The following is a 24,948-nucleotide window of genomic DNA, read 5'->3' as shown; positions in this document are numbered from 1 at the left end:
GCGCATCGATGATGATGGCGGCTGTCTTGTCTTTCCCTTGCGAATCCGGTCTCTCGCGCTGATGGAATTCTCTCCCCAACAGGACGAGGCGCTGCAAGCGGTCGCCCGCTGGCTGAAAATCGGCCAGCCGCAGCTGTTCCGGCTGTTCGGCTATGCCGGCACCGGCAAGACGACGCTGGCGCGCTATTTCGCCGAGCATGTCGACGGCCAGGTGCAGTTCGCCGCCTTCACCGGCAAGGCGGCGCAGGTGCTGCGCTCCAAGGGCGCGGTCAATGCGCGTACCATCCATTCGCTGATCTACCGGCCGAAAGGCGAGGAATCGGTGTCGGACGAAATCACCGGCAAGACGTCGATGTCGCCGACTTTTTCGCTCAACCGGCAGAGCCCGATCTCGCGGGCCAAGCTGGTCGTCATCGACGAATGTTCGATGGTCGACGAGCAACTCGGCCGCGACCTGATGAGTTTCGGCACGCCGATCCTGGTGCTTGGCGACCCCGGCCAGTTGCCGCCGATCTCGGGCGGCGGCTTCTTCACCGACCACGAGCCGGATTTTCTGCTCACCGAAATCCACCGGCAGGCGCGCGACAACCCGATCCTGCGGCTGGCGCTCGATGTGCGCGAGGGCCGGGAATTCATGCGTGGCGACTATGGCACGGCGCAGGTGATCGGCAAGGAAGACGTCAACCAGGAGCTGGTGCTCAGGGCGGACCAGGTGCTGGTCGGCACCAATCGCACGCGGCGCCGCTACAATCAGCGGCTGCGCGAGCTCAAGGGCTTCAATGCCGATTATCCGCAAGCCGGCGACAAGCTGGTCTGCCTGCGCAACGATCCGGCAAAGGGCCTGCTCAACGGCTCGCTGTGGAAGGTGATGACATCGTCGCGCGAGACGGTGAAGCCCGGCATCAACCTTCTGGTGTCGCCGGAAGAGGACGATCCGGATCGCGGCGTCGCCAAGATCAAGCTGCTCAAGGCGGCGTTCGAGGATCCCGATGCCGATATCCCCTGGCAGCAGAAGAAGCGCTTCGACGATTTCGACTATGGCTACGCGCTGACCGTGCACAAGGCGCAGGGCTCGCAGTGGAACGAGATCGTGCTGTTCGATGAAAGCTGGGCCTTCAAGGAAACCCGCCAGCGCTGGCTCTACACCGCCATCACGCGGGCGGCCGAGCGGCTGACGATCGTCAGGTAGGGGCGCCGGATGCTGTTGCCCCGATAGGCTGTGCGGCAAGCCATTGCCAGGCGGCAGCCTCGTCCTCCGCCCTGAAATGCCTGATTTCGATGGGTGGTGAGGACGGCAGAAAGCGTTGTGCGTCCGCTCTCCAGTCCGGTTCGCCGATCGTCGCGCAACGGTCAACATGTTCCAATGCATGAATGGCGCCCTGCTTCAGGGTCTCGTCAGCGATGTCGGCCCAGTCGACGCCGTCGTGGTCGACGAGGCGCACCAGCACATCGACGCGCGGATGCAGGGCGTAAGCTGCCTCCAGCAATCCGAAAAGATTTTCACCGTCGGCCGCGGAAACGTGCCCGACGACATCGATGGCGAAAAGGTCGTCACGGCTGGTCTCGATACGGCGGATTGCCGGCACCTCATCAAGAAAATTCATCGGCGCTACCTTTCCCGGCTGGTTCATCAGGCTTGGAACACCCGAAACCCCCAGTCTGTTCCCACCAAAGGCATTACTGTTCCCGCCAAAGCCATTATAGGTGGCGCATCGAATGATTTTTGAGGCCAACCGCATGCCTGCAAAGCTCTCCGTCAATCTCAATGCCATCGCCATGCTGCGCAACCGGCGCGACCTGCCGTGGCCAAGCGTCACCGGCCTCGGCCGCATTGCGCTGGCGGCCGGAGCGCACGGGCTGACAGTGCATCCACGCCCCGACGAGCGGCACACAAGACTCTCCGATCTGCCCGAGATTCGCTCGCTGATCGACGACGAGTTTCCGCGCGCGGAATTCAACATCGAAGGCTATCCGACCGAGGATTTCCTGTTGCTTGTGGAAAAGCATCAGCCCGAACAGGTGACTTTGGTGCCGGACGATCCGGCTCAGGCGACATCGGACCATGGCTGGAACTTCGCTACCCAGGCCGCGTTCCTCACACCGATCGTCAAGCGTCTGAAAAAGGGGGGCTTTCGCGTGTCGCTGTTTTCCGATCCGGATCCCGATTGGGTGGCGGCCGCATGCGACACCGGCGCCGACCGCATCGAGCTCTATACGGGTCCATACGGCAGCTATCACACAGATTCCGCCAAAGCGGCCAAAGAGCTGGAAAGGCTGGGAAAAACAGCCGACGCCGCGCTTGCCGCCGGGCTTCAGGTCAATGCCGGGCACGATCTGGTGGTCAGCAATCTGCCGGCACTTGCCAGGCGCATTCCGGCATTGGCCGAAGTGTCGATCGGACATGGGTTGACAGCCGACGCGTTGGAGTATGGCATGGCCGGCACGGTGGGTCGGTTCCTCAAGGCCTGCGGGTGGTAGCAATGGCAGCCTCGCATGGCAGGCATGGCTGCCATTACGCGACGGCACTTGATATTGCATTGCAGCAAGCGTAGAGCACCGCGCGCTTATCGGAGTGTCGTCCATGGCCCTTACCAATAATGGTAGTGAGGCAGAACCCGTCGAACAATCGAGCCATTCGGAAGTCGAACAGCACAGCACCAAGGTTCTGATGCTGGGCGCGCTCGGTGTCGTCTATGGGGATATCGGCACCAGCCCGATCTACGCCTTTCGCGAGGCGCTGGTGGCATCTTCCGGCGGAGAAGTGGCCGACCGCGGTGACATCCTGGGCGTTTTGTCGCTGATCATCTGGTCGCTGACCATCATCGTCACCATCAAATACATCATGTTCGTGCTGCGGGCGAACAACCGCGGCGAGGGCGGCGTGCTGTCGCTGATGGCGCTGGCGCGCGGCAGTTTCCCCAAGCGCTCGGCGCTGATGCTCGGCATCGGCATCGTCGGGGCGTCGCTTTTCTTCGGCGACGCCGTCATCACGCCGGCGATTTCGGTGCTGTCGGCGGTCGAAGGCATGAACGTCGTCACGCCGACCTTCCAGCCTTATGTCGTGCCGCTGACACTGGTCATTCTCGCCATGGTGTTCGCGGTGCAACGTTTCGGCACGGGCGGCGTGGGATTGGTCTTCGGTCCCGTGACGGCGGTGTGGTTCCTGGCGATCGGCCTTTCCGGCCTCAACCACATCATCGCCGATCCGGAAATCCTGTGGGCGATCAGCCCGCACTACATCGTCGCCTTCCTGATCAATTCGCCCGATGTCGCTTTCGTCACCATCGGCGCCATCTTCCTCGCCGTGACCGGCGCGGAAGCGCTCTATGCCGATCTCGGCCATTTCGGCCGCAAGCCGATCGTGCTCGCCTGGCTGTGGGTCGTGTTTCCGTGCCTGCTGCTCAATTATGCCGGGCAGGGCGCTTTCGTGCTGGCCAAGAACGGCGTCGTCGGCCATCCGTTCTTCGAAATGAATGAAGGCTGGACGCTGATCCCGATGGTCGTGCTGGCGACCGCCGCCACGGTCATCGCCAGCCAGGCGGTGATCTCGGGCGCCTTCTCGTTGACCAGGCAGGCGGTGCAGCTCAACATGCTGCCGCGCCTGGAAATTCTGCATACGTCGGAGAAACAGTCCGGCCAGATCTACATGCCGCGCGTCAACCTGCTGCTGGCGCTGGTGGTGATGATGCTGGTGGTGGGCTTCGGCGAGTCCAGCAGGCTGGCATCCGCCTACGGCATCTCGGTGACCGGCAACATGCTGGTGACCACGGTGCTGTTGTTTGTGGTCATGACGCGGATCTGGAAATGGAAGCTGTGGCTGGCGGTCTCGCTGACGGCGCTGTTCGGCTTCATCGACGTCGGTTTCTTTGCCTCCAACATCGTCAAGGTGTTTGAGGGCGGCTGGGCATCGCTGGCCGTTGCCTTCACCATCGTGCTGGCCATGTGGACCTGGGTGCGCGGCAGCCGCTATCTGTTCGACAAGACCCGCCGCAACGAGATCCCGCTCGATTTCCTGGCCGGCAATCTGTTGAAGAAGAAGCCGCAGCTGGTGTCAGGCACCGCCGTGTTCCTGACCAGCGATCCGCTCAGCGCGCCAACCGCACTGATGCACAGCCTGAAGCACTACAAGGTGCTGCATGAGCAGAACGTCATCCTTTCAGTGGTGACCGCGCCGCAGCCGGTGGTGCCCGACAGCGACCGGGTCAAAATGGAGACGGTCAACGAGCTGTTCATGCGGGTAACGCTGACCTTCGGCTACATGGAGCAGCCCAACATCCCGCGCGCGCTGGCGATCTGCCGCAAGCAGGGCTGGAAATTCGACATCATGACGACTTCGTTCTTCCTGTCGCGGCGTTCGCTCAAGGCCTCGCCCAATTCCGGCATGCCGGTGTGGCAGGACCGGCTGTTCATCGGCCTGGCGCGCACTGCGGCCGACGCGACGGAGTATTTCCAGATCCCGACCGGGCGCGTGGTGGAGATCGGCACTCAGGTGGCCATCTAGGACATGCCGATATTCAGGTGAGGCCGGCCTGCGAACGGCAGGTTCCTGCGCTTCCGGTACTCACGGACTAGGTGTCCGCTCCGTTCCGGTTCTCGGAACCCACTATTCTCGGTCCAGCCTGACCTGAATCTCGACATGTCCTGGCGAATGAGCTGTGTCTTGCGGCACAGTCCATGTCACTCCGCTTCAACCGGCCAGCGCGGCCTTGTTCGCCTCGAGGAACTGCTTCAGCGTTTTTGGCTTGCGGCCGGAAAGCGTCTCGACCGAGTCCGTCACCATGGCGATGCGGCCGGAGCGCGTGTTGACGTCGAAGGACACGATGACTTCAGCAAAATCCTCGGGAACGCCTGATGCCTTTACCCCTTCGGTGAGCGCTTCATCCGGAACCTGCACGACATCGAGCGACTTGCCGGTGACCTCGCTTACCAGGGCGGCAATCTCTGCCGTGGTGTAGGCGTGCGGACCGGTCAAGGTGTAGGTCTTGCTTTCGTTTGAAGCGCCAGCGAGGCTGGCGGCGATCGCCGCTGCCATGTCGTCGCGCGCACCGTGGGCAATGCGCCCGTCGCCGGCCGACGTGTACCATTTTCCCGAGGCGATCGCGTGCGGCAGGGCCATGAACAGGTTCTCCTGGTACCAGCCGTTGCGGAAGATCGTGTAGGGGATGCCGCTCGCCTTGATCGCCTGCTCGGTGCTGTAGTGGTCATCGGCAAACAGGACCGGCGATACCGGCTCCGGATTGGGCATCGAGGTGTAGAGCAGATGCGAAATGCCGGCATTTTTGGCCGCGGCGACGGCATTTTCGTGCTGCTTCCGGCGCCTGCCGCTTTTGAGATCGAGATCGCCGGTCGAAATGATCAGCACCTTGTCGGCGCCTTTGAATGCGGTTTCCAGCGACGCCGCGTCGTTGAAGTCGGCGGCCCTGACAACGACGCCGCGCAACGCCAGATCGGCCACGCTTTCCGGATTGCGTGTGGCGGCGATGATGTTTGCCGGTGGAACTTTGTGCTTGTCCAGGAGATATTGGATGACGCCGCGGCCGAGCTGGCCGGAAGCGCCGGTGACGAGAAGGGTTTCGCTCATGGAAGGTCCTGACATTGCGCCGCTAAGGCGGTTCGAGTGGCAGTCTCAAAAAGAGACCAGCACTAAAATAGGAATTGACCTGGTGCCGTAAAGAAGGCAGTTTTTCGGGAGGTAGGCACACGCAGGGAACCAGCCATGGACGGCAAGGTCATCAATCTGAAGTCGAAGTTGGAGGTCTACAAGGCCATCTCAGGCGGCGGTAATATTGCCAATTGTCCGGTTCGCGAGGTCATCCAGGGGGTGAGCGGCAAATGGAGGTCGCTGCTGATGATGGCGCTGGCTGAAAAACCCTATCGCTTCGGCGAGTTGCGGCGCCTTGTGCCCGACATTTCGCAGCGCATGCTGACCCAGACGCTGTACGATCTTCAGCGCGATGGCTATGTGCATCGTGAGGTGTTCCCGACCAAACCACCAAGCGTTGAATACAGCCTGACCGATCTCGGGCGCTCTATGTTCGGCGCCTTTCATCAATTGATTCTGTGGGCCGAACTCAACCATGATGCGGTGCGCGCAGCGCGCGCCGATTTTGATGCGTCCCAGGCTTGAACGGCCGCCAAGGCCCTGGCTTGAACGACCGCTAAAGCCCCAGGGTGCGGCTTGATTTCGCCGGGCTGCTGAAGGATTGTCCCGGCCAGTTCGGCTTTGGGGGCATTGGCATTTCCTACGACATCGCAATAGCAGGCGCCGGGCCGGCGGGACTGGCCATGGCGCTCTATCTCAAGCGCGCCGGGCATCGGGTCACGGTCTTTGAACGCTTCGATGAGCCGAAGCCGGTCGGCTCCGGGCTGATCCTGCAGCCGACAGGGCTGACGGTGCTGGCCGATCTTGGCCTGCTCGACGACATGCTGGCGCTGGGCAGCCGCATCGACCGCCTGCATGGCGCCGATGCCACCACAGGCCGTACCGTGCTCGATGTCCGCTACGATGCGCAGCGCGGTGGCCGCTTCGGGCTGGCGGTGCACCGGGCGGCCTTGTTCGGCGTGCTCTTCCGCGCCGCCCAACGCAAAGCGATCGCCATCGAAACCGGCGTCGAGATCGAGGCCTTGGAGACGGGCGAACGGACGACGCTGATCTGCGGCAACGGACGAAGGACGGGGCCGTTCGACCTCGTCATCGACGCCAGCGGTTCGCGCTCGAAACTGCGCGGCGCAAGCGCTGCAGGCGAGCCACGACCGCTCACCTATGGCGCGTTCTGGGCCTCGCTTGGCTGGCGCGGCGACGGTTTCGATGAGCGCGCGCTGCTGCAACGCTACGACAGAGCGAGCGTGATGATCGGCGTGCTGCCGATCGGCCGGCCGCAGCCGGGCGCTGAAAAGATGGCGGCCTTCTTCTGGAGCCTGAAGCCGTCGGACGCCGATGAGGTGCGCGTCCGGGGCCTGGATGCCTGGAAGGACAGGGTGATCCGGCTGTGGCCGCAGAGCGAGGCGTATGTCAGCCAGATCGACAGTTTCGACCAGCTCTCGCTGGCGCGCTATGGCCACCACACGATGAGGCGGCCGGTTGGGCGGCGGCTGGCCATCATCGGCGACGCGGCGCACTCGACCAGCCCGCAGCTCGGGCAAGGGGCCAATATGGCGCTGCTCGACGCCGCGGCGCTCAGCCATGCGCTGGCGCGGACGGACAGTGTCGAAGCGGCACTTGAAGCCTATGCGAGGGCGCGGCGCTGGCATGTCCGCATCTTCCAGGCGCTGTCGCTGGCGTTCACGCCGTTCTACCAGTCGGATTCGGTGGCGCTGCCCTTCATCCGCGACAGGCTGGTGGCGACGGTGGCAAAAATCCCGCCGGCGCCGCAGTTTCTCGCCTCGATGGTGGCCGGCACCGTAATCGATCCGTTCAAGCGGATAGGACTGGTCGAAGCGCGGTGGCCGGATCGTTTTGGCCAATGAGGCTCGAAAGGTACGATCCCTTTGCCCGCAGGAAGGTATGCAGGCGCTGTGGGTAATCCGGCGCCACGGCTTGCCTGATCGACGGGCGTTCACTCAAAGCCTGGCGCCAGGCGCGGACGAGGGGCTTACGGTCAAGAATGCCGAAATCACCGATCCGGTCGAAGACATCGAGATAGCGGAAGACCGGACCGTAAACGGCGTCGACCAGCGAGAAGTGCTTGCTGGCGAACCAGGGGCCGCCAGGCTCGTCCGCCAGCTCGGCTTCGAGACGGTCGAACATGGCGGACAGCGCGCTGGATTCGTCAAGGAAGCCGGCCTCGGTCGATGTTGAATAGAACCGGCCGATGGCATTGAGGGTTGCCGAACCGAACTCGATCCAGGCGCGATGCCGGGCGCGGGCATAGGGATCGGCAGGGTGGAGGGGGTTGGCTTGCGTCTCTTCGAGGAATTCGAGGATGACGGCCGATTCGAAGATCACCGTTTCCTCGCCATTTCGCTGCACGCGCAGCAGCGGCACCTTGCCGAGCGGCGAGATCGCCTTGAACCAGTCCGGCTTGTTGGCGAGGTCGATATCGACGCGCTCGAACGGCACGCCCTTTTCGGTGAGCGAAATCGCGGCGCGTTGCACATAGGGGCAGAGGTGATGGCTGACGAGAATGAGCTTGTCGGCGCGTTTGCAGATTTCGTGTTTCATCGGATTGGCTTTCCCTGATTAATGCAATTGCATCTATGTAGATGCATATGCATTGATCGTCAAGCTTGATGCAATTGCATCTATCGTCTAAGGTGCGCCATGACCGAGAAAGCCACGCCTTCGCCCGAAGCCATCAAGGCTTGGGCTCGCCTGATGCGCGTATCGCGCCAGTTGATGGAGAGCGCCGAAGAGGCATTGAAGGCCGTCGGTCTGCCGCCGCTTGCCTGGTACGACGTGTTGCATGAGCTTGCCGAGGCGGGCGAGGGCGGGTTGCGGCCGTTCCAGCTCATCGAGCGCACGCTGTTCGCGCAATACAACATTTCGCGCCTGCTGGCCCGGCTCGAGGCCGATGGGCTCGTCGAGAAACTGCCGGTGGCCGATGACGGCCGTGGCCAGACCATCCGCATCGCGACCAAGGGGCGAGAGACACGCCGCCAGATGTGGGCTGTGTACGGACGCTCGATCGCCGAACTGATTGGCGCCAAACTGTCGGCAGATGAGCTGACCATGGTCTCGGCACTGCTTGGACGGTTGCGCCATCCGCCAGCCAGCGATTAAGCGAGCCTGTCGCGCCAGCGCCTGTCCATTTTGCAGATATTTTGCTCTCGTCCTCTTGCGCACGGCCTCGGATCGCGCAATATGCAGAACCGTAACGTACGGTACGGCTTATCGGGAATGCCGACCTTTCGAGAGAAGAGCGTGTTGCACATCGTGCCTGACATCGACACCAGCGAAGCGCTGACAGAGCGGCAGAAGGCCGTGCTCGACGCGGCGTTGCGGCTGCTGGTCGAAGAGGGCGACCAGCTGACCATGACCGCCGTGGCGCGCCGCGCCAGCTGTTCCAAGGAAACGCTCTACAAATGGTTCGGCGACCGCGACGGGCTGCTGACGGCGACGGTGCAATGGCAGGCCTCTAAAGTGCGGGTGGCACCGGTCGACCGCAAGGGGCTCGATCTTGCCTCGCTGACCGCGAGCCTCGAGCGCTTCGCCTCGGATTGGCTCAAGGTGATTTCCAGCGACACGTCGATCGCGCTCAATCGGGTGGCGGTCAGCCATGCGGGCTCCGGCAAGGACAATCTCGGCGCCGTGGTGCTGGAGAACGGCCGCTTCGCATTGGCCAAGCGGCTGAAGCCGGTGCTCGAGGCCGGCCGACGGACCGGGCTTTTGGATTTCGCGGATGCCGAGACGGCGTTCCGCACCTTTTTCGGGCTGGTCGCCCGCGATGTGCAGATCCGTCTGCTGCTCGGCGACCGGCTGGAATTGACTGAGGCGGCGATCGGCGGCGATGCCGCGCGGGCGACGCAGCAGTTTCTCGCTCTTCATGGAGCAACAACCGGCCGCAAGGCCCTAGAGCCGGATGATTTCACGTCAAGTCGACCTGAAATCTGAATCCGTCTCTAAATCAAGAAGATAGAGCATGATGTCGTCCGAAAACCGCTTCACACTTTTCGGCATCATGCTCTGATTTATAAACGGGAAGGAAGACAAAATGCGCGTCTATTACGATCGTGATGCCGATCTCAATCTGATCAAGGGCAAGAAGGTCGCCATCATCGGCTATGGCAGCCAGGGCAGGGCGCATGCGCTCAACCTCAAGGATTCCGGCGCCAAGGAGATCGCCATCGGCCTCAAGGCCGGCTCGGCAACCGCCAAGAAGGTCGAGGCCGACGGTCTCAAGGTGATGAGCGTGGCGGACGCGGCCAAATGGGCCGACCTGATGATGATGGCAACGCCGGACGAACTGCAGGCCGACATCTACAAGAACGAGATCGCCCCGAACATCCGCGATGGTGCCGCGATCGCCTTCGCGCACGGCCTCAACGTGCATTTCGGCCTGATCGAGCCGAAGTCGACGGTCGACGTCGTCATGATCGCGCCGAAGGGTCCCGGCCACACGGTGCGCGGCGAATACCAGAAGGGCGGCGGCGTGCCGTGCCTGGTCGCCGTCAACCAGGATGCCTCGGGCAATGCGCTCGACCTGGCACTGTCCTACGCCTGCGGCGTCGGCGGCGGCCGTTCGGGCATCATCGAGACCAATTTCCGCGAGGAATGCGAGACCGATCTGTTCGGCGAGCAGGTCGTGCTGTGCGGCGGCTTGGTCGAGCTGATCCGGGCCGGTTTCGAGACGCTGGTGGAAGCCGGCTACGCGCCTGAGATGGCCTATTTCGAGTGCCTGCACGAGGTCAAGCTGATCGTCGACCTGATCTATGAAGGCGGCATCGCCAACATGAACTACTCGATCTCGAACACCGCCGAATGGGGCGAATATGTCTCGGGTCCGCGCATCATCACCGCCGAGACCAAGGCCGAGATGAAGCGCGTGCTGAAGGACATCCAGACCGGAAAATTCACCTCGGAATGGATGCAGGAATACCGCGCCGGCATGTCCCGCTTCAAGGGCATCCGCCGCAACAATGACAGCCACCAGATCGAGGAAGTCGGCGCCAAGCTGCGCGCGATGATGCCGTGGATTTCCAAGAACAAGCTGGTCGACAAGGCGAAGAACTGAGCGAAATCCACAAGCGCTCGAAAATAGCAGCTTCCATGAACAAGAAACGGCGCCACGTGGCGCCGTTTTTTCATTCTGTCGGTCAGCTCAGCTACAGGGCCAGCCCATCAATAGGGTGAGTAGCACTGCTGGCGCGGGCCGTTGTAGGGCTGGAACGTGTTGTCGTAGGCCCGGTACGACCGGTAGCGGTTGTAGCACCATTGGACATGGGCGCTCGAAAGCCGTCCCGCGCGGTAGTAGCGGCGCGGCGCCGGCCGGTCATAGTAGTCGTAGTTGTTGTACATGCTGCCGAGGCCAAGCCCCAGGCCAAGGCCCAGGATCGCGGCACTCGCGCCATCATCGTAGTAACGGCCGCCGCGATAGTGATGGCGACCATGGCGCCAACGCCAGTTGTCTCCACCATTCCAGTGACCGCCGCCGCCGTGCCAGTGCCGACGGCCGCCGTCCCAATTGCCCGACCGGCGCCATCTCCAATTGTTGTTGTTGAACTGACGGTTGTTGTTGCCGCCCGCCCAGCTGTCGCGGACCGGCGTGACATTCGGCGCCGCGGTGCTGGTGGGAATCGACAGGTCCGGTTGCATGATCGGGCCGGCGGCGGACGGTGCCGTGACGCCGGAGAGGATACCCAGGGCTAGCAGCCCCGATTTGACCGTGGAAGAAAAGAGCGAATTCATTGCACTCTCCAAGAGTTACAGGCCCCACGCCCACCCGAGGAATGGGGCAACAATGGATGTTTGCATCTGAACGGCGGATGAACGGAAAGGTTCCGTCAACCATGACGCGAACGCACCCAGGACCAATCGATCTCAGATGGTGATCCTGCGCGCTTGTTTTCCGAAGCACTTGCGGGCAAAGGTCATGGCATGTCGCTGCGCCTTGCCACCTTCAATGTCGAGAACCTGATGAACAGGTTCGATTATTCCGGCTATCGCAACCAGCTCAACGAGGATCGAACGCTGGCGCTGTTCGATATCCAGAGCGAGGCGGAATACAGGATGCTGGAGCAGGCCCGCGCCATCGCCCAATCCGACGACACGCGCCAGCTGACGGCGCTGGCAATCGCTGCCACCCGGGCCGACATCATCTGCATGCAGGAGGTCGACAACATCGAGGCGCTGAAGGCCTTCGAATATGGCTACCTGTTCAAGATGGTGGGGCAGGGCTACCGGCAGAAATACACCACATCGGGCAATGATTCACGGGGCATCGACGTTGCCGTGATGATGCGCAATGAGACCGCCCAGGGCCAGCCGATCGAATTCGTGCGCATGACCAGCCACGCCTATGTCACCTACGAGCAGTTCGGGCTGCACACGCCGGAACTCGAGGCACTGGGCAATCAGGCCAATGAGCGCATTTTCCGGCGCGACTGCCTGGAGATCGACGTCACCGTGGGCGGCGTGCCGCTGACGCTCTATCTCGTGCATTTCAAGTCGATGGGTTCGCCGCGCAACGGGCTCGACGGGCGCGAGGCGACGATGCCGGTGCGCATCGCGGAGGCGCAGGCCGTGCGGCGCATCATCGAGGAGCGCTTCGGCAAGGACTATGCCGCCGACAAACGCTGGGCAATCTGCGGCGACATGAACGATTACCGCCAGCGTGTGAAGGTGGCCGGCGATGCGATCGACGGCTATCGCTTCGAAGTCGTCGACGAAGCCCTGTCCTGCATCAACGTGCTGACGGCCGGCGGCTTCTGCGAAAACGTCGTCGAGCGGCGGCCGGAGATGAACCGCTGGAGTTTTTACCACACGCGGGGACCGGAAGAGCGGCATCTGTGCCAGCTCGACTACATCCTGCTGTCGAAGGGGCTCGCCGCCAGCAACGCGACGGCTGTTCCTGACATCATCCGCAACGGCCAGCCCTGGCGCACCATTTTTCCGCCGGGGCAGGAGGTCGACCGCTTTCCGCGTGCCGGCTGGGACCGGCCGAAGGCGTCGGACCATTGCCCGGTGGCGATCACGCTGGACATGACCTGACGCATGAGTTTCGACCTGCCACGCAACGTCATCCTGCCGGTCGACGCCATCGACGTCCGGCTCGATCCCGGTCCGCACCCGTTCGCAAGGGACAATGCAGAGGCGATCGCCGAGAACTGGCAGCACGAAATCGCTGCCAATCCGGCGCTGTTCGACGGCATGGTGGTGCTGCTGTCGCAGCTTGCCTACCGCGACAACCGTCTCGCCGGCCGCTGCCATGCGGTCAACTATTCGACTTTCATGCTGTGGCGGAAGCGGCGCGAGAATTCGGGCGCCGAGCATGCCTACGCCCATGCCATGCTGGTGGCTGCCGACAATGCGCTGGTCGCGATCCGCATGGGTCCGCACACGGTCAACGCCGGCCGCGTCTATTTTGCCGCCGGCTCATTCGAGCCGGTCGATTTTCGCGATGGCCTGGTCGATGTCGATTTCAACATGATGCGTGAGGTGCGCGAGGAAACAGGGCTCGACCTGTCAGGTGCTGAACGCGGCAAGCGCTACCATGCCATGTCGACCAACAGTGGCACGGTGATCTTCCGCCGCTACCACGCGGCGGCGCCCGCCGACGAGATCGCCCAGCGCATCTCAGCCTTCGTCGCCACCGAAACCGAGCCGGAGATCGACGGGCCAGTGATCATCCGCCATGCCGCCGACCTGCCGGTCGGCCTGTCACCGCACATGAAGCCGCTGATCGAGTGGCATTTCGCAAACGGGAGTTAAGGGCGCGTCTTGTTCTGTGCCGCGTTGCGATCGTTGCGGGCGGCGACGAGGAACAGGATGAAGCCGATGCCCAGCAAACCGCCCATCGCCATTCCCATGGTCTGGCCGACGACTGCCTGAAAATCGGCTGTGACGCGATCGGGATTGGCCATGCCGAAGCGGGCGAGATACCACCAGATGCCTGCAAGGAAGGCCTCGATGACGACCATCGCCAGGATCAGTCGCGCCTTCTTGCTCATTGGCTATTCCTCCACCCAAGGGTGAATTGCCTTAGCATCATGAACGGCGCGACGACAGTGGCGGGGCTGGGTGGAAATGTCGAAGACTGTGCAAAAACCCGTCGGAGCGCCGGCCGCGTTTCGGCCGGTTGCCCTACTCGTGCCTTAGCGCGTCGATCGGATCGAGCCTGGCGCCGCGCAGCGCCGGGAAGAAGCCGAACACCATGCCGATGAGCGCGGAAAAGCCGACGGCGAGCAGGATCACCGCCGGGCTCGGCGCAAACGGGATGGTCAGCGTCACCGCGGCGAGCCCGGCCAGCGCCAGCCCGATCAGGATGCCGATAATGCCGCCGAGCAGCGACAGCACCGTCGCCTCGACCAGGAACTGGATCAGGATGTGCCTTTCATGCGCGCCGATGGCGAGCCTGATGCCGATCTCGCGGGTGCGTTCGGTGACCGACACCAGCATGATGTTCATGATGCCGATGCCGCCGACCAGCAGGCTGACGCCGGCGACGGCGCCCAGCATGCCGGTCATGGTGGTTGTGGCGCTGGCCATGGCGTCGGCGATCTGGGTCATGTCGCGGATGGCGAAATCGCTTTCACGATCGGGCGTGATGCGTCTGGCGTCGCGCAGAATGTCCTCGACGCGCGGCTGCAGCTCGCTGGTCGGCGTGCGGTCATCGGCGGCGATGTAGATGTTGTCGATGTCGCGGTTGCCGGCGATGCGGCGCTGGTAGGCGTGCAGCGGCATCAGCACGACATTGTCCTGATCCTGACCGAAGCCGGTATAGCCCTTGGGCTCGAGCAGGCCGATGATCTTGCAGGAGGTGCGGTTGACGCGGATGATCTCGCCCTCGGGATCGCCAGCGCCGAAGAATTGTTGGCGCACCGTCTCGCCGATCAGGCACACGCCTGTGCCCGAGCGGGTTTCGGAATCGCTGAACGGGCGGCCCGACACCAGTTTCCAGTCGCGCGCATCGAGATAGGCGCTGTCGGTGCCGGTGACGCCCGAGGTCAGGCTCTCGGTGCCGAAGATGACCCGGACCTGCTTTTGCGAAGCCGGCGAAATGGCGCGGGCGCCAGTCAGATGCGCAACCAGCGCCGCCAGCTCCTTTTCGGCCAGCGGACGCACCACCTGGTCGAGCCCGCCCGGGCCACCGGGACCGGCCGGGCGACCGGAGCGGACGACCAGCAGATTGCTGCCGAGCTTGGAGATGTCGGCCTTGACCTTCTGCGTGGTGCCCGAGCCGATGGTGAGCATGGCAATGACGGCGGCAACGCCGATGACGATGCCGAGCAAGGTCAGGAACGAGCGCAGCACGTTGCGGCGGATCGAGCGCAGCGACAGGCGGACGGTTTCCCAGATCATGGTTGTGCGATCTCCAGCTTCCTGGAATCAGAGGCGACGTGGCCGTCGAGGAAGCGGATGGTGCGTTCGGCATAGTCGGCGACGTCGGCCTCGTGGGTGACCATGGCGATGGTTAGGCCAAGCTCCTTGTTGAGCCGCGTCAGCAACTCCATGATCTCGTGCGTGCGGGCGGTGTCGAGATTGCCGGTCGGCTCGTCGGCGACGAGCAGCGTCGGCCGCGTGACGATGGCGCGCGCGATCGCCACGCGCTGCTGCTGGCCGCCGGACAGTTCGGCCGGCGTGTGGTGCTCGCGGCCGACAAGGCCGACCTCCGCCAGGGCCTGCATGGCGAGGTCGCGGCGCTCGCGGGCGGCCACGCCGCGATAGATCAGCGGCAGTTCGACATTTTCGGCCGCCGTGGTGCGGGCCAGCAGATTGTAGCCCTGGAAGACGAAGCCGACATAGAGGTTGCGCAGCATGGCGCGGCGGTTGCGGTCGAGGCGGCCAGCGTCGATACCCATGAAGGAATAGGTTCCGGCGGTCGGCGTGTCGAGGCAGCCGATGATGTTCATCGCCGTCGACTTGCCGGAGCCGGACGGCCCCATGATGGCGACGAATTCGCCACGCCGGATGGCAAGATCGATGCCGGCCAGCGCATGCACCTTGGCCTCGCCCTGGCCATAGCTCTTCCAGACCTTGTCGAAGGTGATGAGGGCAGCACCGGCGGCCACGGCATCAGCTCCGCTGCTGCGACGCGGTGATGACCTGTGCGCCTTCGTCGAGGCCAGAAATGATCTCGGTCAGTTCGCCGTCGGTGGAGCCGATCTTGACGTTGACCGGGTGCGGACGCCCGTTCTCCAGCACATAGAGCGTGCGCGAGCCGTCGGTGGGCACTGTGGCGGCCTGGCGCTGGCGGTTGCCGCCGGGGCGGCCCATGCGGCCGGTGAACAGGTCGCTGAGGCTCCAGCCGCGTGCGGCCTGCTGGGCAGGACGAAAGCGGAAGGCGGTGGCCGGCACGGTGAGCACGTCCTTGGCCTGCTTGGTGACGACCGAAACGGTGGCGGTCATGCCGGGCCGCAGCAGCAGCTCGTTGTTGTCGACCTCGAGCCGCGCATTGTAGGTGACGACGCCGTCGGTGGTGACCGAGGCATAGGAGATGTCGCGGATCTCGGCATCGAACGGCCGCTCGGGGAAGGCATCGACGGTGAAGCGGGCATGCTGGCCGGATTTGACCGCACCGATGTCGGCCTCGTCGACCGCCGCCACCAGTTCCATGTTCCTGAGATCGGCGGCGATGATGAACAGCACCGGCGCCTGCAGCGAGGAGGCGACCGTCTGGCCGGGATCGACCGAGCGCGTCAAAACGATGCCGTCGATCGGCGCATAGATGGTGCTCTTGGCAAGGTCGGTCTGCTGCGCCTTGAGGTCGGCCTGGGCGATGGCGAGGTTGGCCTGCGCACTGTCGAGAGCTGCCTTGGAACGGTCGCGCGTGGCGGTTGCCGCTTCAAGCGACTGGTCGGTCGCCATGCCGCGCCTGGTCAGTTCGGCGGCGCGCACCAGCGCCTTCTCGTTTTCCGCCAGCGTAACCGTGGCGTCCTCGACATTGGCGGCGGCGGCCTTGGCCGAAGCTTCGGCGCGCTCGATCTGGACTTCGAGTTTCACCGTGTCGAGTGTCGCCAGCACGTCACCCTTCTTGACCTGCTGGTTCTCCTCGGCCGAGACCGAGCGGATGATGCCGGACAGTTCGCTTGAAATATCGACCTGGGTGAGTGGCTGCAGCGTGCCGGTCGCCGACACCGCGACGGTGAGGTCGGCCTTGGCGGCAGGCACTGTGGTGTAGTCAATCCTGGCCGGCGAGCCGGCATACCATTGATAGACGCCAAGCCCGGCGGCGAGCACGATCAGCGCCAGCAGCGCATAGAGCCACCCACGACGGCGCGATCTGCGCCGGCCTGTGTGGTCGAGCCCAAGCGCCGTCTCGATGGCGGAATCCGATTCCGTCTTTGGCAGATTGACAATCTGGTCCACGCTGGACCCCTATAATGCGCAATGTCCCTATCTGTGCACAGATCAGGCTTACCGGTTCAAATATCAAATTAAATTTCGCCCATGTTGGGATTGAGGCAGGAATGAAAACCCGGAATTACTTGCTTTACGATGTGTTTACGACCGAGCGACTGGCCGGCAATCCTTTGGCCGTCGTGCTCGATAGCAAGGGATTGGACACGGCCGCGATGCAGGCCATCGCGCGCGAATTCAACCTGTCCGAATCGGTGTTCGTCCTGCCGCCGGACAATCCCAAGCACAAAAACCGCATCCGCATCTTCACGCCCGACTATGAAATGCCGTTCGCCGGCCATCCGACGGTCGGCGCCGCGATCGCGCTGGCCGAACTTGCGGAGGAGGGCGGCGCCGGCATCTTCGTGCTGGAGGAAAACATCGGCCCGGTGCGTTGCGCCGTCAGCAAGCATGACGGCAACACTTTTGCCGAGTTCGACCTGGCCAAGCTGCCGGAGCCGCTGAAGCTCGATGCCGATCCGGAGGCGATCGGTGCCGCGCTTGGGTTGACGCCGCACGAGATCGGCTTCGAGAATCACCGCGTCGCGTTCTGGTCGGCGGGCGTGCCCTATGTCACCATCCCGGTTGCCAATCTCGAGGCGGCGGGCCGCATCCGGCTGGACAACCAGGCATGGTCGGAACTGGCGCCGCGCAAGAGCGAGTGGGCCTTCGCCAGCCCCTATGTCTACTGCCGCGAGACGGTGAACCACGAAAGCGCCTTCCATGTGCGCATGATCGTGCCCGGCACGCCTTCCTACGAGGATCCGGCGACCGGTTCGGCGGCAGCCGCCTTTGCCGGCGCCATCATGCATTTCGACGCGCCGACCGATGGCATTTCACAGCTGTGGATCGAGCAGGGGCTGGAGATGGGCCGGCCATCGCGCATCCGCCTCGAACTGACCGTGCAAGGCGGAAAACTGGCCTCGGCGCGCATCGGCGGCAACGCAATCAAGGTGGCGGAGGGCAAGCTGTTCGTCTGATCGAACGCATGCTCGGTCGATTTGTCGGGAAATGATTCCGGCAGGGCTGGACAGGACCGATGGTGGCGGCTATATGCCCGCCAACGCCGGTTTTTGCCGGCCGAGTGGGTGCGTAGCTCAGTTGGTAGAGCAGCTGACTCTTAATCAGCGGGTCCACAGTTCAATCCTGTGCGCACCCACCAAATTCCTAGAAGAGTTGGTGGAAAGACCCTGAAAGCGAGACGCGTTTGGCGCGTCTCGGGCAGGCTGTCTGACTGTGATTCTTTAACCGCGCTATCCGGATCTTGTGGCGATTCAGCCGCGTTGGAAAATGCGGGTCAGAAACCGGCCGAATCGAAAAGCAAGGCTCTTTTCCCCGGCTGCAGCATCGCTGGCGCCAATTCCGTCTTTTCCCCCGGAGAAATCGCTGATGGGCCACCAGAAGAAGACCAGGAAGACAACGAAAATGCCGGTGTCGATCGGGCCATGACTTGAATAGCTGCTGTGACGGAACACAACAGCGACCGCCCCGGCGATAACACCGCAGCTGCGGCAGGATGAAATTTCTTCATCCACAAAAATCTATTTGAGAATCGCCGTTACGGTAAGATGCCTCCTTTGTCGTGACAACGGCATCTTTGTCGGCCGATACGGGGAATGAATAACTACTTCTCCGAAACGCCAGCCTCTGCAAAACTCGCCATGCGGGCATGGCACTCCAGCGCCGAGCGCACGATGTTGACGGCGAGGCAGGCGCCGGAGCCTTCGCCGAGCCGCATGCCGAGATCGAGCAGCGGCGGCAGGCCGAGCGCTTCGAGCAGGCCGCGATGGCCTGACTCAGCGGAGACATGGGCTGCGATGGTGTGGGCGAGGCCGGTTGGATGCAGCTTTGCCAGCGGGGCTGCGGCGGCGGTGCAGACGAAGCCGTCGAGCAGCACGGGTATGCCGAGATGTCGGGCGGCGAGCGTCGCGCCGAAGATGGCGGCGAGTTCGCGGCCGCCGAGTGCGGCAGCAATGCCAAGCGGATCGGCGAGGGCTGCGGCGTGGCGCTTCAGGCCGGCTTCGATGGCGACCACCTTGCGCTTCAAGCCGGCATCGTCGACGCCGGTGCCGCGTCCGGTCCATTTTTCCGCACCGCCACCGAACAGGGCTGCTGAAACGGCCGCTGCCGGCGTCGTGTTGCCGATACCCATTTCGCCGAAGCAGATAAGGTCCAGATCCTTCGTCACCGCATCATAGCCGGCCGAGACCGCCGCCAGAAAGGCCGCTTCGTCCATTGCCGGACCTTGGGTGAAGTCGCCGGTCGGATGGTCGAGATCGAGCGGAATGACGTCGAGTTCGGCGCCGGCCATGCGGGCAAGCTGGTTGATGGCGGCACCGCCGCCAGCGAAATTCGCCACCATCTGCACGGTGACTTCCGAGGGATAGGCCGACACACCTTGCGCGGTGACGCCGTGGTTGCCGGCGAAGACGAAAACCTTGACGCGGTCGAGTTTCGGCATGTCGCGGCCCTGCCAGCGCGCCAGCCACGCGGCGATGGTCTCGAGCCGGCCGAGGCTGCCTTGCGGCTTGGTCAGCGTGTCCTGGCGGCGTGCGACCGCATTGGCCGCGGCATCGCTGCCAGCCGGCAGGTCGAGGCAGGCGGCGCGCAATTCACTAAGGGATTTGAAGGGCATGGGGGCAAAGTCTCCGAAAAGGAATCAGGCCGCGAGAATCAGGCCAAAGGGATCAGGAAAGCGCTACGGAAGCGACGAGCAGCACCGCGATCTCGCTTGCCTGCTGCAAGGCGCCGATCGTGTCGCCGGTCTGGCCATCGATCTGGTTGAGGCAAAGGGCGCGGAAGGCGGCAAACAGCAGGCCAAGCAGGATCAGCGCGAAGACGGCGCCGCCCAGCCCGAGCAGGAGAAGCGGGATCGCGCCGAGCAAGGCGCCGGCTATGGCGGTTTCCTGCGAGACGGTGCCGGCGTCGACCGAGAGGCCGTTGACGCGCGCTGGAGGCAAGAGATGCATGAAGGCGCCAAGCAGGCCGCGCGAGGCCGCGTGTGCGGCCAGGAGGGCAAACAGGGCCTGTGTGGGATTGACGAACTCCGACAGCGCGCTCCAGCGGATCAGCAGCGACAGAGCCAGCGCCGCCGCGCCATAGGCGCCGATGCGGCTGTCGCGCATGATCTCAAGTTTGCGGTCGCGCGATTTGCCGCCGCCAAACCCGTCGGCGACGTCGGACAGGCCGTCCTCATGCAGGCAGCCGGTGGTGAGCAGGGTTGCCACGAGGGCAAGTGCGGCCGCCGGCCCCATGGCAAGGCCGAACCGTTCCGCCGTGGCAAAAACGATGGCGCCGATCAGGCCGACGACGAGACCGGCGATGGGGGCGGCCCAGATCGCCGCGGCAAGGCTGCGGCCGCGAAAATCGAAGACGGGCAGCGGCAGCCTGGTGAAGAAGACCAGGCAGAGCGCGATGTCGTCGACGACCTGTCGTGGTGAGAGGGCCAGATTCCCGAATTTCATGCTCTAGCCCCTCGCAATCGCATGGAAGAAGGTGCCGCTGACATGGCCGCGCCGGTAGCCCGAGGCGCCGATCGGATTGCCCTGGCCGTCCGCAAGGTCGGCCAGCGGCTCGTCATTGCCTGTCGCCGTCATCTGCGCATAGTGGAATTCGTGGCCCCGGATCAGCGCGCCCTGTGCACCCAGCGGACAATCGGCACGCAGCCGCGCCTCGCGGTAGCCGAGGTTCATCTTGCGCCTGGCGAAGCTGGTGGCGTGGCCGAGCAGGCCGAGCATCGGATGCGTTTCGCCCGACGCGTCCTCCAGGGCTTCGCCGAGCACCATGAAGCCACCGCACTCGCCATGGATGGGCTTCGTCGCGGCGAAACGCGCCATGCCGGCGCGGAAAGTCGCGGCGGCGGCGAGCTTGCCGGCGTGAAGCTCGGGATAGCCGCCCGGCAACCAGCAAACGTCGCAGGTCCCGTCGGGCGCTTCGTCGACGAGCGGCGAGAACGGGACGATTTCCGCACCCGCCTTGCGCCAGTAGGCGGCGACATGCGGATAGAGGAAGGTGAAGGCGGCATCCTCGGCCAGCGCGATGCGTTGGCCGGGCGGCGCCAGCGCGTCGTCGAAACCGCCGGGCGCGGGGGTGAGGGGCGTCGCCAGGGCCATGATTGCATCGAGATCGAGCGACTTTTCCGCCATGTCGGCCAGCCGGTCGAGATGCGCCATCAGGTCGTCATATTCGCCAGCCTGGACAAGGCCGAGATGCCGCTCGGGCAGGTTCAGAGTGGGATCGCGCAGGATGGCGCCGACGACCGGCAGGCCGATCGCCTCGATGGCCTCGCTGCACAGCTTGCGGTGCCGCTCGCTGCCCAGCCGATTGAGCGCGACACCGGCCATGCGCACGTCAGGATCATAGGTGGCAAAACCCTTGGCGACAGCCGCCGCCGTGGTCGACTGGCCGGAGACGTCGAGCACCAGCAGCACCGGGAGGCCATAGAGCCGCGCCAGGTCGGCCGCCGAGCCGGTTCGGCCGGGAGCCGCGGGTATCCCGTCGAACAGGCCCATGGCGCTTTCCAGGATGACGAAATCGGTGTCATCGGCGGCTTGCGCGGCAAGCCCGTTGAGCAGCGATGGCGGCATCGCCCAGCTGTCCAGATTGACACCGGAGAGGCCCGTGGCGGCGGTGTGGAAGCCGGGGTCGATATAGTCGGGGCCGGATTTGGCGCCGCGCACCTTCAGCCCGCGCCGGGTCAGCGCCCGCAGGATGCCGATGGTGACGCTGGTCTTGCCGGAGCCGGAGCGCGGCGCGCCGATGATGATGGCGCGGGCCGTCATGCTTGCCCCGCCAGGGCCGCGCGCATGGCAACGATGCCGCCGACGACGATCAGCGCCGGCGAGGCGAGACCGGCGGCCGCCGCTTCCTCGGCAATGGTGGCGAGCGTGGCGACGACGGTTCGTTCCTGCGGCGTCGTCGCGGCGACGATCACTGCCGCCGGTGTCGACGGCGCCAGCCCGCCATCGAGAAGGGCGGCTGATATCAAGGGCAGATTGGCCATGCCCATATAGACGACGACAGGCTGGCCGGTGCGGGCGATCGCCGCCCAGTCGAGATCGTCATCGGTGCCGGCGGCGTGGCCGGTCGCCAGGATCACCGCCTTGTTGATGCCGCGCATGGTGGCGGGGATGCCGGTCGCGGCCAGCGCACTGAGGCCCGAGGTCAGGCCGGGCAGGACGCGGAACGGGATACTTTCCCGCGCCAGCGCCAGAGCTTCTTCGCCGCCACGGCCGAAAATATAGGGATCGCCGCCCTTCAGCCTGACGACGCGGCGGCCGTCGCGCGCGAGCCGCACCAAAAGTGCGGTGATGTCGTCCTGTTTCATCGACGGTTTGCCGCCGCGCTTGCCGGCAAAGAAAAGCTCGGCTTTTTCGGCAACTGCGACAATGTCAGGGGACACCAGTGCGTCGTAGACCAGCGCATCCGCCTCGGCCAAAGCCGCCAGCACTTCCAGGGTCAGGCAGCCGGGGTCGCCAGGGCCGGCGCCGGCCAGCCAGACATGGCCCGGCTCCAGTTGGCGCGGCTTGAAGTTCAGCCGGGACAAGGCTTTTTCGAGCGTGATATTTTTGGTGCTGCCGCTCACAATCCGTCCCGTCCGCGAAAACGCCGCTGATAATGGGCGTCGTATAATGAACTCTCGCCAAAACCTCGCGCCGCCAGCGAGCGGCCGACGAAGATGATCGCCGTGCGCTCCATCGGATCGGCGGCGAGCTGTGCCTCGATGGTCGCCAGCGTGCCGGTCAGCACGCGCTCGTCCGGCCAGGAGGCGCGGAAGACGACCGCCACCGGGCAATCGCCGCCATAGTGCGGCGTCAGTTCGGCGACGACGCGATCGATGGCGTGGATGGCCAGATGAATAGCGAGCGTGGCGCCGGTGCGGCCGAAGCCGGCCAGCGTCTCGCCGGGCGGCATTTTTGACGCGCGGCCGGAAATGCGGGTCAGCACCAGGCTTTGCGCCACTTCGGGAATGGTCAGTTCGCGGCGCAATGCTGCGGCGGCAGCGGCGAAGGAGGGGACGCCCGGCGTCAGCGTATAAGGGATGCCGTGCTTTTCCAGCCGGCGGATCTGCTCGGCGACCGCGCTCCAAACCGACAGGTCACCGGAATGCAGCCGGGCGACATCCTGGCCTGATTTGTGCGCCTCGAGATAGGCGGCCTCGATCTCGTCGAGCGACATCGGCGCGGTGTCGACCAGCTTTGTCCCCGGCGCGCAGTGCTGCAGCAATTCGGGCGCGACGATCGAGCCGGCATGCAGGCAAACCGGGCAGTTTGCCAAAAGCCTTGCGCCGCGTAGCGTGATGAGGTCGGCCGCACCTGGACCGGCGCCGATGAAATGAACGGTCATGGCGCATCTCCGCTGATGGCGATGGCGCAGGTGACCGGGCCGAGCACGGTGCGGGGGCCAAGCAGTTTTGCGCCTGTGCCGGCCACGGCGAGGGCGGACGCCTCGGAGACCGATGGTGTGCCGGCAACATCCTGCGAGAGATCGGAATGGCTGAGCGTATCCGACGAGGCAGCTTGAAGTGCTGAGTCGTCGACGACGATGACCGGAAGACTCAGCGTGCGGCCAGCGGCGGCGATCGCTTCTTCATCCTTCTTGAACGCGGCAGTCGCCAGTGCCGACAGCGCCGTCATCGCCAACCCATGCGCCTCCAGCGCCGTTTCGATCGCCGCAAGCACGTCTTCGACGCCCACGCCCTTTCGGCAGCCTATGCCTGCGACCATCACGGCTTCATCCAGCTCCATTGCGTCACTGGCATGGCCGGCCGCCAGGCCTGCATCGAGCCGACCGGCGAGGCCCGGGAGATGTTTATACGCGTGAGATCGCCGCCGAGCTTCGTATGCTGGGCAAGAAGCAGGGCTTCCATCTCCAGCGTCACCGCGTTGGCGACGAGACGGCCGCCAGTGTGCAGGGCCTTGATGGCAGCGTTCAAGACACCGGCATCGCTGCCGCCACCGCCGATGAAGATCGCGTCTGGCGTGTCCAGTCTGGCAAGCGCCTTCGGCGCGCTGCCTTCGACCACGACAAGGCCGGGAACGCCACAGGCAGCGGCGTTGCGACCAATACGGGCAGCGCGCACCGGATCGGCCTCGATGGCAAAAGTGCGCATGGAAGGGTGGGCCAGCATCCATTCTATGCCGATGGAACCGGAGCCGGCGCCGATGTCCCACAGCAACTCGCCGCGCCGCGGCGCCAGCGCCGACAGGGTGATCGCGCGGATTTCGCGCTTGGTGATCTGGCCGTCATGGTCGAACAGGTGATCGGCAAGGCCTGATGTGAGCGGCAGCACGCGCGCGTCCGGACCGGATTCAACTTCGACCGCCAGCACGTTGAGCGGATTGAGGTTTTCGAGGTCGAAGGCATCGGCGCGGACCGAGCGCTGGGTCTCGCTTGGCCCACCCAACGCCTCCAGGATCGTCAGCCGCGATGCGCCGAAGTCGAGTTCCGCGAGCAGGCGGGCAATCGCCGCGGGGGCCTCTGCATCCGAGGTCAGCGCCAGGATGCGCGCGCCTGGCTGCAGCAGCGGCCGGATCAGGTCGAGCGGCCGGCCGTGCAGCGAGACGGTTTCGATATCCTGCAGCGCCCAGCCGAGCCGGGCGGCCGCCAGTGAAACGGCTGAAGGCGCGGGGATAACGTGCATCTCCTGCGCCTTGACCTTGCGGGCGAGCGTGGCGCCGACGCCATGGAAGAACGGATCGCCGGACGCGAGCACACAGACGTTCCTGCCGGCAAGCGCCAGGACGTCAGCCATCTCGGCATCGAAGGGAACCGGCCATGGGCGCGGCTCGCCCTTGGCGAAGGAAGCGACAAGGGCGAGGTGCCGCTTGCCGCCGAAGATGATCTCAGCCTGGGCAATCCGCTGCTTGGCCTCGTCGCCGAGACCCGCTAAACCGTCCTCGCCGATGCCGACGACTGTCAGCCAGGCGGCTCGCGATTGACGCTCAGCAGGCATG

At 64.4% G+C, this 24,948-nt stretch carries 27 protein-coding genes and 1 tRNA gene; 12 read left to right on the top strand and 16 right to left on the bottom strand.

Going from position 1 to position 24,948, the window contains the following annotated elements:
• The first annotated feature begins 61 nt into the window (after window positions 1–61).
• Window positions 62–1,189, top strand: a complete 1,128-nt coding sequence (locus M729_RS0101750; protein ID WP_024501392.1) for an ATP-dependent RecD-like DNA helicase — start codon at window positions 62–64, stop codon at window positions 1,187–1,189.
• On the opposite strand, the gene M729_RS0101745 is transcribed toward M729_RS0101750, so the two are convergent.
• Window positions 1,182–1,739, bottom strand: a complete 558-nt coding sequence (locus tag M729_RS0101745) for an STAS/SEC14 domain-containing protein (RefSeq protein WP_338039674.1) — start codon at window positions 1,737–1,739, stop codon at window positions 1,182–1,184. The genes M729_RS0101750 and M729_RS0101745 overlap by 8 nt on opposite strands.
• Here M729_RS0101745 and M729_RS0101740 point away from each other — a divergent pair.
• The gene (locus M729_RS0101740) at window positions 1,738–2,478 is read left to right on the top strand and encodes a pyridoxine 5'-phosphate synthase (protein WP_027160575.1); all 741 of its coding nucleotides are present in this window, start codon (window positions 1,738–1,740) and stop codon (window positions 2,476–2,478) included. The genes M729_RS0101745 and M729_RS0101740 overlap by 2 nt on opposite strands.
• A gap of 103 nt (window positions 2,479–2,581) precedes the next feature.
• Entirely contained in the window at window positions 2,582–4,501 is a 1,920-nt protein-coding gene (locus M729_RS0101735; RefSeq protein WP_013531058.1) for a potassium transporter Kup, read from the top strand.
• 186 nt (window positions 4,502–4,687) lie between these two features.
• Here the strand turns inward: M729_RS0101735 and M729_RS0101730 are convergent, their stop codons facing one another.
• Window positions 4,688–5,581 (bottom strand): SDR family oxidoreductase, encoded by an 894-nt coding sequence (locus M729_RS0101730; protein ID WP_027160574.1) that lies wholly within the window; start codon window positions 5,579–5,581, stop codon window positions 4,688–4,690.
• Between the two features lie 135 nt (window positions 5,582–5,716).
• On the opposite strand from M729_RS0101730, the gene M729_RS0101725 reads away from it, so the two are divergent.
• Both M729_RS0101725 and M729_RS0101720 read left to right on the top strand, forming a co-directional pair.
• Window positions 5,717–6,127: a helix-turn-helix domain-containing protein gene (locus M729_RS0101725; protein WP_013531060.1), complete on the top strand. Its 411-nt coding sequence runs from the start codon at window positions 5,717–5,719 to the stop codon at window positions 6,125–6,127.
• 44 nt (window positions 6,128–6,171) lie between these two features.
• Window positions 6,172–7,467 (top strand): NAD(P)/FAD-dependent oxidoreductase, encoded by a 1,296-nt coding sequence (locus M729_RS0101720; protein ID WP_084652539.1) that lies wholly within the window; start codon window positions 6,172–6,174, stop codon window positions 7,465–7,467.
• Here M729_RS0101720 and M729_RS0101715 read toward each other — a convergent pair.
• A complete protein-coding gene (locus M729_RS0101715) occupies window positions 7,415–8,161 on the bottom strand; it encodes a glutathione S-transferase family protein (RefSeq protein ID WP_027160572.1) in 747 nt (248 codons plus the stop codon). The genes M729_RS0101720 and M729_RS0101715 overlap by 53 nt on opposite strands.
• Before the next feature lie 99 nt (window positions 8,162–8,260).
• On the opposite strand from M729_RS0101715, the gene M729_RS0101710 reads away from it, so the two are divergent.
• The 3 genes from M729_RS0101710 (at window position 8,261) to ilvC (ending at window position 10,670) form a co-directional block, all read left to right on the top strand.
• Window positions 8,261–8,719 (top strand): MarR family transcriptional regulator, encoded by a 459-nt coding sequence (locus tag M729_RS0101710; protein WP_027160571.1) that lies wholly within the window; start codon window positions 8,261–8,263, stop codon window positions 8,717–8,719.
• 117 nt (window positions 8,720–8,836) lie between these two features.
• On the top strand, window positions 8,837–9,550 hold the full coding sequence (locus tag M729_RS0101705; RefSeq protein ID WP_245267528.1) for a TetR/AcrR family transcriptional regulator: 714 nt from the start codon (window positions 8,837–8,839) through the stop codon (window positions 9,548–9,550).
• A 100-nt stretch (window positions 9,551–9,650) separates the two neighbouring features.
• Window positions 9,651–10,670: a ketol-acid reductoisomerase gene (ilvC, locus tag M729_RS0101700; RefSeq protein WP_013531065.1), complete on the top strand. Its 1,020-nt coding sequence runs from the start codon at window positions 9,651–9,653 to the stop codon at window positions 10,668–10,670.
• Between the two features lie 107 nt (window positions 10,671–10,777).
• On the opposite strand, the gene M729_RS0101695 is transcribed toward ilvC, so the two are convergent.
• Entirely contained in the window at window positions 10,778–11,344 is a 567-nt protein-coding gene (locus M729_RS0101695) for a BA14K family protein (RefSeq protein ID WP_027160569.1), read from the bottom strand.
• Between the two features lie 189 nt (window positions 11,345–11,533).
• Between M729_RS0101695 and M729_RS0101690 the strand changes: the two genes are divergently transcribed.
• Both M729_RS0101690 and M729_RS0101685 read left to right on the top strand, forming a co-directional pair.
• Window positions 11,534–12,646: an endonuclease/exonuclease/phosphatase family protein gene (locus M729_RS0101690; RefSeq protein ID WP_013531067.1), complete on the top strand. Its 1,113-nt coding sequence runs from the start codon at window positions 11,534–11,536 to the stop codon at window positions 12,644–12,646.
• 3 nt (window positions 12,647–12,649) lie between these two features.
• A complete protein-coding gene (locus tag M729_RS0101685) occupies window positions 12,650–13,366 on the top strand; it encodes a hypothetical protein (protein WP_027160568.1) in 717 nt (238 codons plus the stop codon).
• On the opposite strand, the gene M729_RS0101680 is transcribed toward M729_RS0101685, so the two are convergent.
• The 4 genes from M729_RS0101680 to M729_RS0101665 form a co-directional block, all read right to left on the bottom strand.
• A complete protein-coding gene (locus tag M729_RS0101680) occupies window positions 13,363–13,605 on the bottom strand; it encodes a hypothetical protein (RefSeq protein WP_027160567.1) in 243 nt (80 codons plus the stop codon). The two genes, M729_RS0101685 and M729_RS0101680, sit on opposite strands and share 4 nt — an antisense overlap.
• 133 nt (window positions 13,606–13,738) lie before the next feature.
• Entirely contained in the window at window positions 13,739–14,956 is a 1,218-nt protein-coding gene (locus M729_RS0101675; protein WP_027160566.1) for an ABC transporter permease, read from the bottom strand.
• On the bottom strand, window positions 14,953–15,666 hold the full coding sequence (locus M729_RS0101670) for an ABC transporter ATP-binding protein (RefSeq protein WP_027160565.1): 714 nt from the start codon (window positions 15,664–15,666) through the stop codon (window positions 14,953–14,955). Before M729_RS0101670 ends, M729_RS0101675 begins: the two co-directional genes overlap by 4 nt.
• A 4-nt stretch (window positions 15,667–15,670) precedes the next feature.
• On the bottom strand, window positions 15,671–16,963 hold the full coding sequence (locus tag M729_RS0101665) for an efflux RND transporter periplasmic adaptor subunit (RefSeq protein ID WP_027160564.1): 1,293 nt from the start codon (window positions 16,961–16,963) through the stop codon (window positions 15,671–15,673).
• 101 nt (window positions 16,964–17,064) lie between these two features.
• On the opposite strand from M729_RS0101665, the gene M729_RS0101660 reads away from it, so the two are divergent.
• Both M729_RS0101660 and M729_RS0101655 read left to right on the top strand, forming a co-directional pair.
• Window positions 17,065–17,973 (top strand): PhzF family phenazine biosynthesis protein, encoded by a 909-nt coding sequence (locus M729_RS0101660; RefSeq protein ID WP_027160563.1) that lies wholly within the window; start codon window positions 17,065–17,067, stop codon window positions 17,971–17,973.
• A 106-nt stretch (window positions 17,974–18,079) separates the two neighbouring features.
• Window positions 18,080–18,155, top strand: a tRNA-Lys gene (locus tag M729_RS0101655).
• A 112-nt stretch (window positions 18,156–18,267) separates the two neighbouring features.
• Here M729_RS0101655 and M729_RS0101650 read toward each other — a convergent pair.
• From M729_RS0101650 to M729_RS0101615, 8 genes are all read right to left on the bottom strand, one after another.
• Window positions 18,268–18,528 (bottom strand): hypothetical protein, encoded by a 261-nt coding sequence (locus M729_RS0101650; RefSeq protein WP_024501379.1) that lies wholly within the window; start codon window positions 18,526–18,528, stop codon window positions 18,268–18,270.
• Between the two features lie 89 nt (window positions 18,529–18,617).
• A complete protein-coding gene (gene cobT / locus M729_RS0101645) occupies window positions 18,618–19,628 on the bottom strand; it encodes a nicotinate-nucleotide--dimethylbenzimidazole phosphoribosyltransferase (protein WP_027160562.1) in 1,011 nt (336 codons plus the stop codon).
• A 52-nt stretch (window positions 19,629–19,680) separates the two neighbouring features.
• Entirely contained in the window at window positions 19,681–20,457 is a 777-nt protein-coding gene (gene cobS, locus M729_RS0101640) for an adenosylcobinamide-GDP ribazoletransferase (protein WP_027160561.1), read from the bottom strand.
• Between the two features lie 3 nt (window positions 20,458–20,460).
• The gene (locus M729_RS0101635) at window positions 20,461–21,774 is read right to left on the bottom strand and encodes a cobyrinate a,c-diamide synthase (RefSeq protein ID WP_027160560.1); all 1,314 of its coding nucleotides are present in this window, start codon (window positions 21,772–21,774) and stop codon (window positions 20,461–20,463) included.
• Window positions 21,771–22,577 carry a uroporphyrinogen-III C-methyltransferase gene (gene cobA / locus M729_RS0101630; protein ID WP_027160559.1) on the bottom strand — a complete coding sequence of 269 codons (807 nt, stop codon included), beginning with the start codon at window positions 22,575–22,577 and terminating at the stop codon, window positions 21,771–21,773. Before cobA ends, M729_RS0101635 begins: the two co-directional genes overlap by 4 nt.
• Window positions 22,574–23,338 (bottom strand): precorrin-4 C(11)-methyltransferase, encoded by a 765-nt coding sequence (gene cobM / locus M729_RS0101625; protein ID WP_024501374.1) that lies wholly within the window; start codon window positions 23,336–23,338, stop codon window positions 22,574–22,576. Before cobM ends, cobA begins: the two co-directional genes overlap by 4 nt.
• The gene (locus tag M729_RS0101620; RefSeq protein WP_027160558.1) at window positions 23,335–23,721 is read right to left on the bottom strand and encodes a cobalamin biosynthesis protein; all 387 of its coding nucleotides are present in this window, start codon (window positions 23,719–23,721) and stop codon (window positions 23,335–23,337) included. The genes cobM and M729_RS0101620 overlap by 4 nt, the downstream gene beginning before the upstream one ends.
• A complete protein-coding gene (locus tag M729_RS0101615; protein ID WP_027160557.1) occupies window positions 23,718–24,947 on the bottom strand; it encodes a bifunctional cobalt-precorrin-7 (C(5))-methyltransferase/cobalt-precorrin-6B (C(15))-methyltransferase in 1,230 nt (409 codons plus the stop codon). The genes M729_RS0101620 and M729_RS0101615 overlap by 4 nt, the downstream gene beginning before the upstream one ends.
• Between the last annotated feature and the right edge of the window lies 1 nt (window position 24,948).

This window comes from Mesorhizobium sp. WSM1293, assembly GCF_000513875.1.
Classification (GTDB): Bacteria; Pseudomonadota; Alphaproteobacteria; order Rhizobiales; family Rhizobiaceae; genus Mesorhizobium; species Mesorhizobium ciceri.
Note: the sequence above shows the minus strand (reverse complement) of the source record. Positions and strands in the feature narration are given on the sequence as shown.

What these genes read in the sequence shown, in the direction of transcription:
- M729_RS0101710 (WP_027160571.1), top strand. Translation starts at nt 8,261, where the DNA reads ATGACCGAGAAAGCCACGCCTTCGCCCGAAGCCATCAAGGCTTGGGCT.
- M729_RS0101740 (WP_027160575.1), top strand. Translation starts at nt 1,738, where the DNA reads ATGCCTGCAAAGCTCTCCGTCAATCTCAATGCCATCGCCATGCTGCGC.
- M729_RS0101685 (WP_027160568.1), top strand. Translation starts at nt 12,650, where the DNA reads ATGAGTTTCGACCTGCCACGCAACGTCATCCTGCCGGTCGACGCCATC.
- cobS (WP_027160561.1), bottom strand. Translation starts at nt 20,457, where the DNA reads ATGAAATTCGGGAATCTGGCCCTCTCACCACGACAGGTCGTCGACGAC.
- M729_RS0101745 (WP_338039674.1), bottom strand. Translation starts at nt 1,739, where the DNA reads ATGCGGTTGGCCTCAAAAATCATTCGATGCGCCACCTATAATGGCTTT.
- M729_RS0101735 (WP_013531058.1), top strand. Translation starts at nt 2,582, where the DNA reads ATGGCCCTTACCAATAATGGTAGTGAGGCAGAACCCGTCGAACAATCG.
- M729_RS0101750 (WP_024501392.1), top strand. Translation starts at nt 62, where the DNA reads ATGGAATTCTCTCCCCAACAGGACGAGGCGCTGCAAGCGGTCGCCCGC.
- M729_RS0101635 (WP_027160560.1), bottom strand. Translation starts at nt 21,774, where the DNA reads ATGACGGCCCGCGCCATCATCATCGGCGCGCCGCGCTCCGGCTCCGGC.
- M729_RS0101695 (WP_027160569.1), bottom strand. Translation starts at nt 11,344, where the DNA reads ATGAATTCGCTCTTTTCTTCCACGGTCAAATCGGGGCTGCTAGCCCTG.
- cobT (WP_027160562.1), bottom strand. Translation starts at nt 19,628, where the DNA reads ATGCCCTTCAAATCCCTTAGTGAATTGCGCGCCGCCTGCCTCGACCTG.
- ilvC (WP_013531065.1), top strand. Translation starts at nt 9,651, where the DNA reads ATGCGCGTCTATTACGATCGTGATGCCGATCTCAATCTGATCAAGGGC.
- cobM (WP_024501374.1), bottom strand. Translation starts at nt 23,338, where the DNA reads ATGACCGTTCATTTCATCGGCGCCGGTCCAGGTGCGGCCGACCTCATC.
- M729_RS0101730 (WP_027160574.1), bottom strand. Translation starts at nt 5,581, where the DNA reads ATGAGCGAAACCCTTCTCGTCACCGGCGCTTCCGGCCAGCTCGGCCGC.
- M729_RS0101615 (WP_027160557.1), bottom strand. Translation starts at nt 24,947, where the DNA reads ATGCCTGCTGAGCGTCAATCGCGAGCCGCCTGGCTGACAGTCGTCGGC.
- M729_RS0101690 (WP_013531067.1), top strand. Translation starts at nt 11,534, where the DNA reads ATGTCGCTGCGCCTTGCCACCTTCAATGTCGAGAACCTGATGAACAGG.
- M729_RS0101660 (WP_027160563.1), top strand. Translation starts at nt 17,065, where the DNA reads ATGAAAACCCGGAATTACTTGCTTTACGATGTGTTTACGACCGAGCGA.
- M729_RS0101715 (WP_027160572.1), bottom strand. Translation starts at nt 8,161, where the DNA reads ATGAAACACGAAATCTGCAAACGCGCCGACAAGCTCATTCTCGTCAGC.
- M729_RS0101675 (WP_027160566.1), bottom strand. Translation starts at nt 14,956, where the DNA reads ATGATCTGGGAAACCGTCCGCCTGTCGCTGCGCTCGATCCGCCGCAAC.
- M729_RS0101680 (WP_027160567.1), bottom strand. Translation starts at nt 13,605, where the DNA reads ATGAGCAAGAAGGCGCGACTGATCCTGGCGATGGTCGTCATCGAGGCC.
- M729_RS0101705 (WP_245267528.1), top strand. Translation starts at nt 8,837, where the DNA reads ATGCCGACCTTTCGAGAGAAGAGCGTGTTGCACATCGTGCCTGACATC.
- M729_RS0101725 (WP_013531060.1), top strand. Translation starts at nt 5,717, where the DNA reads ATGGACGGCAAGGTCATCAATCTGAAGTCGAAGTTGGAGGTCTACAAG.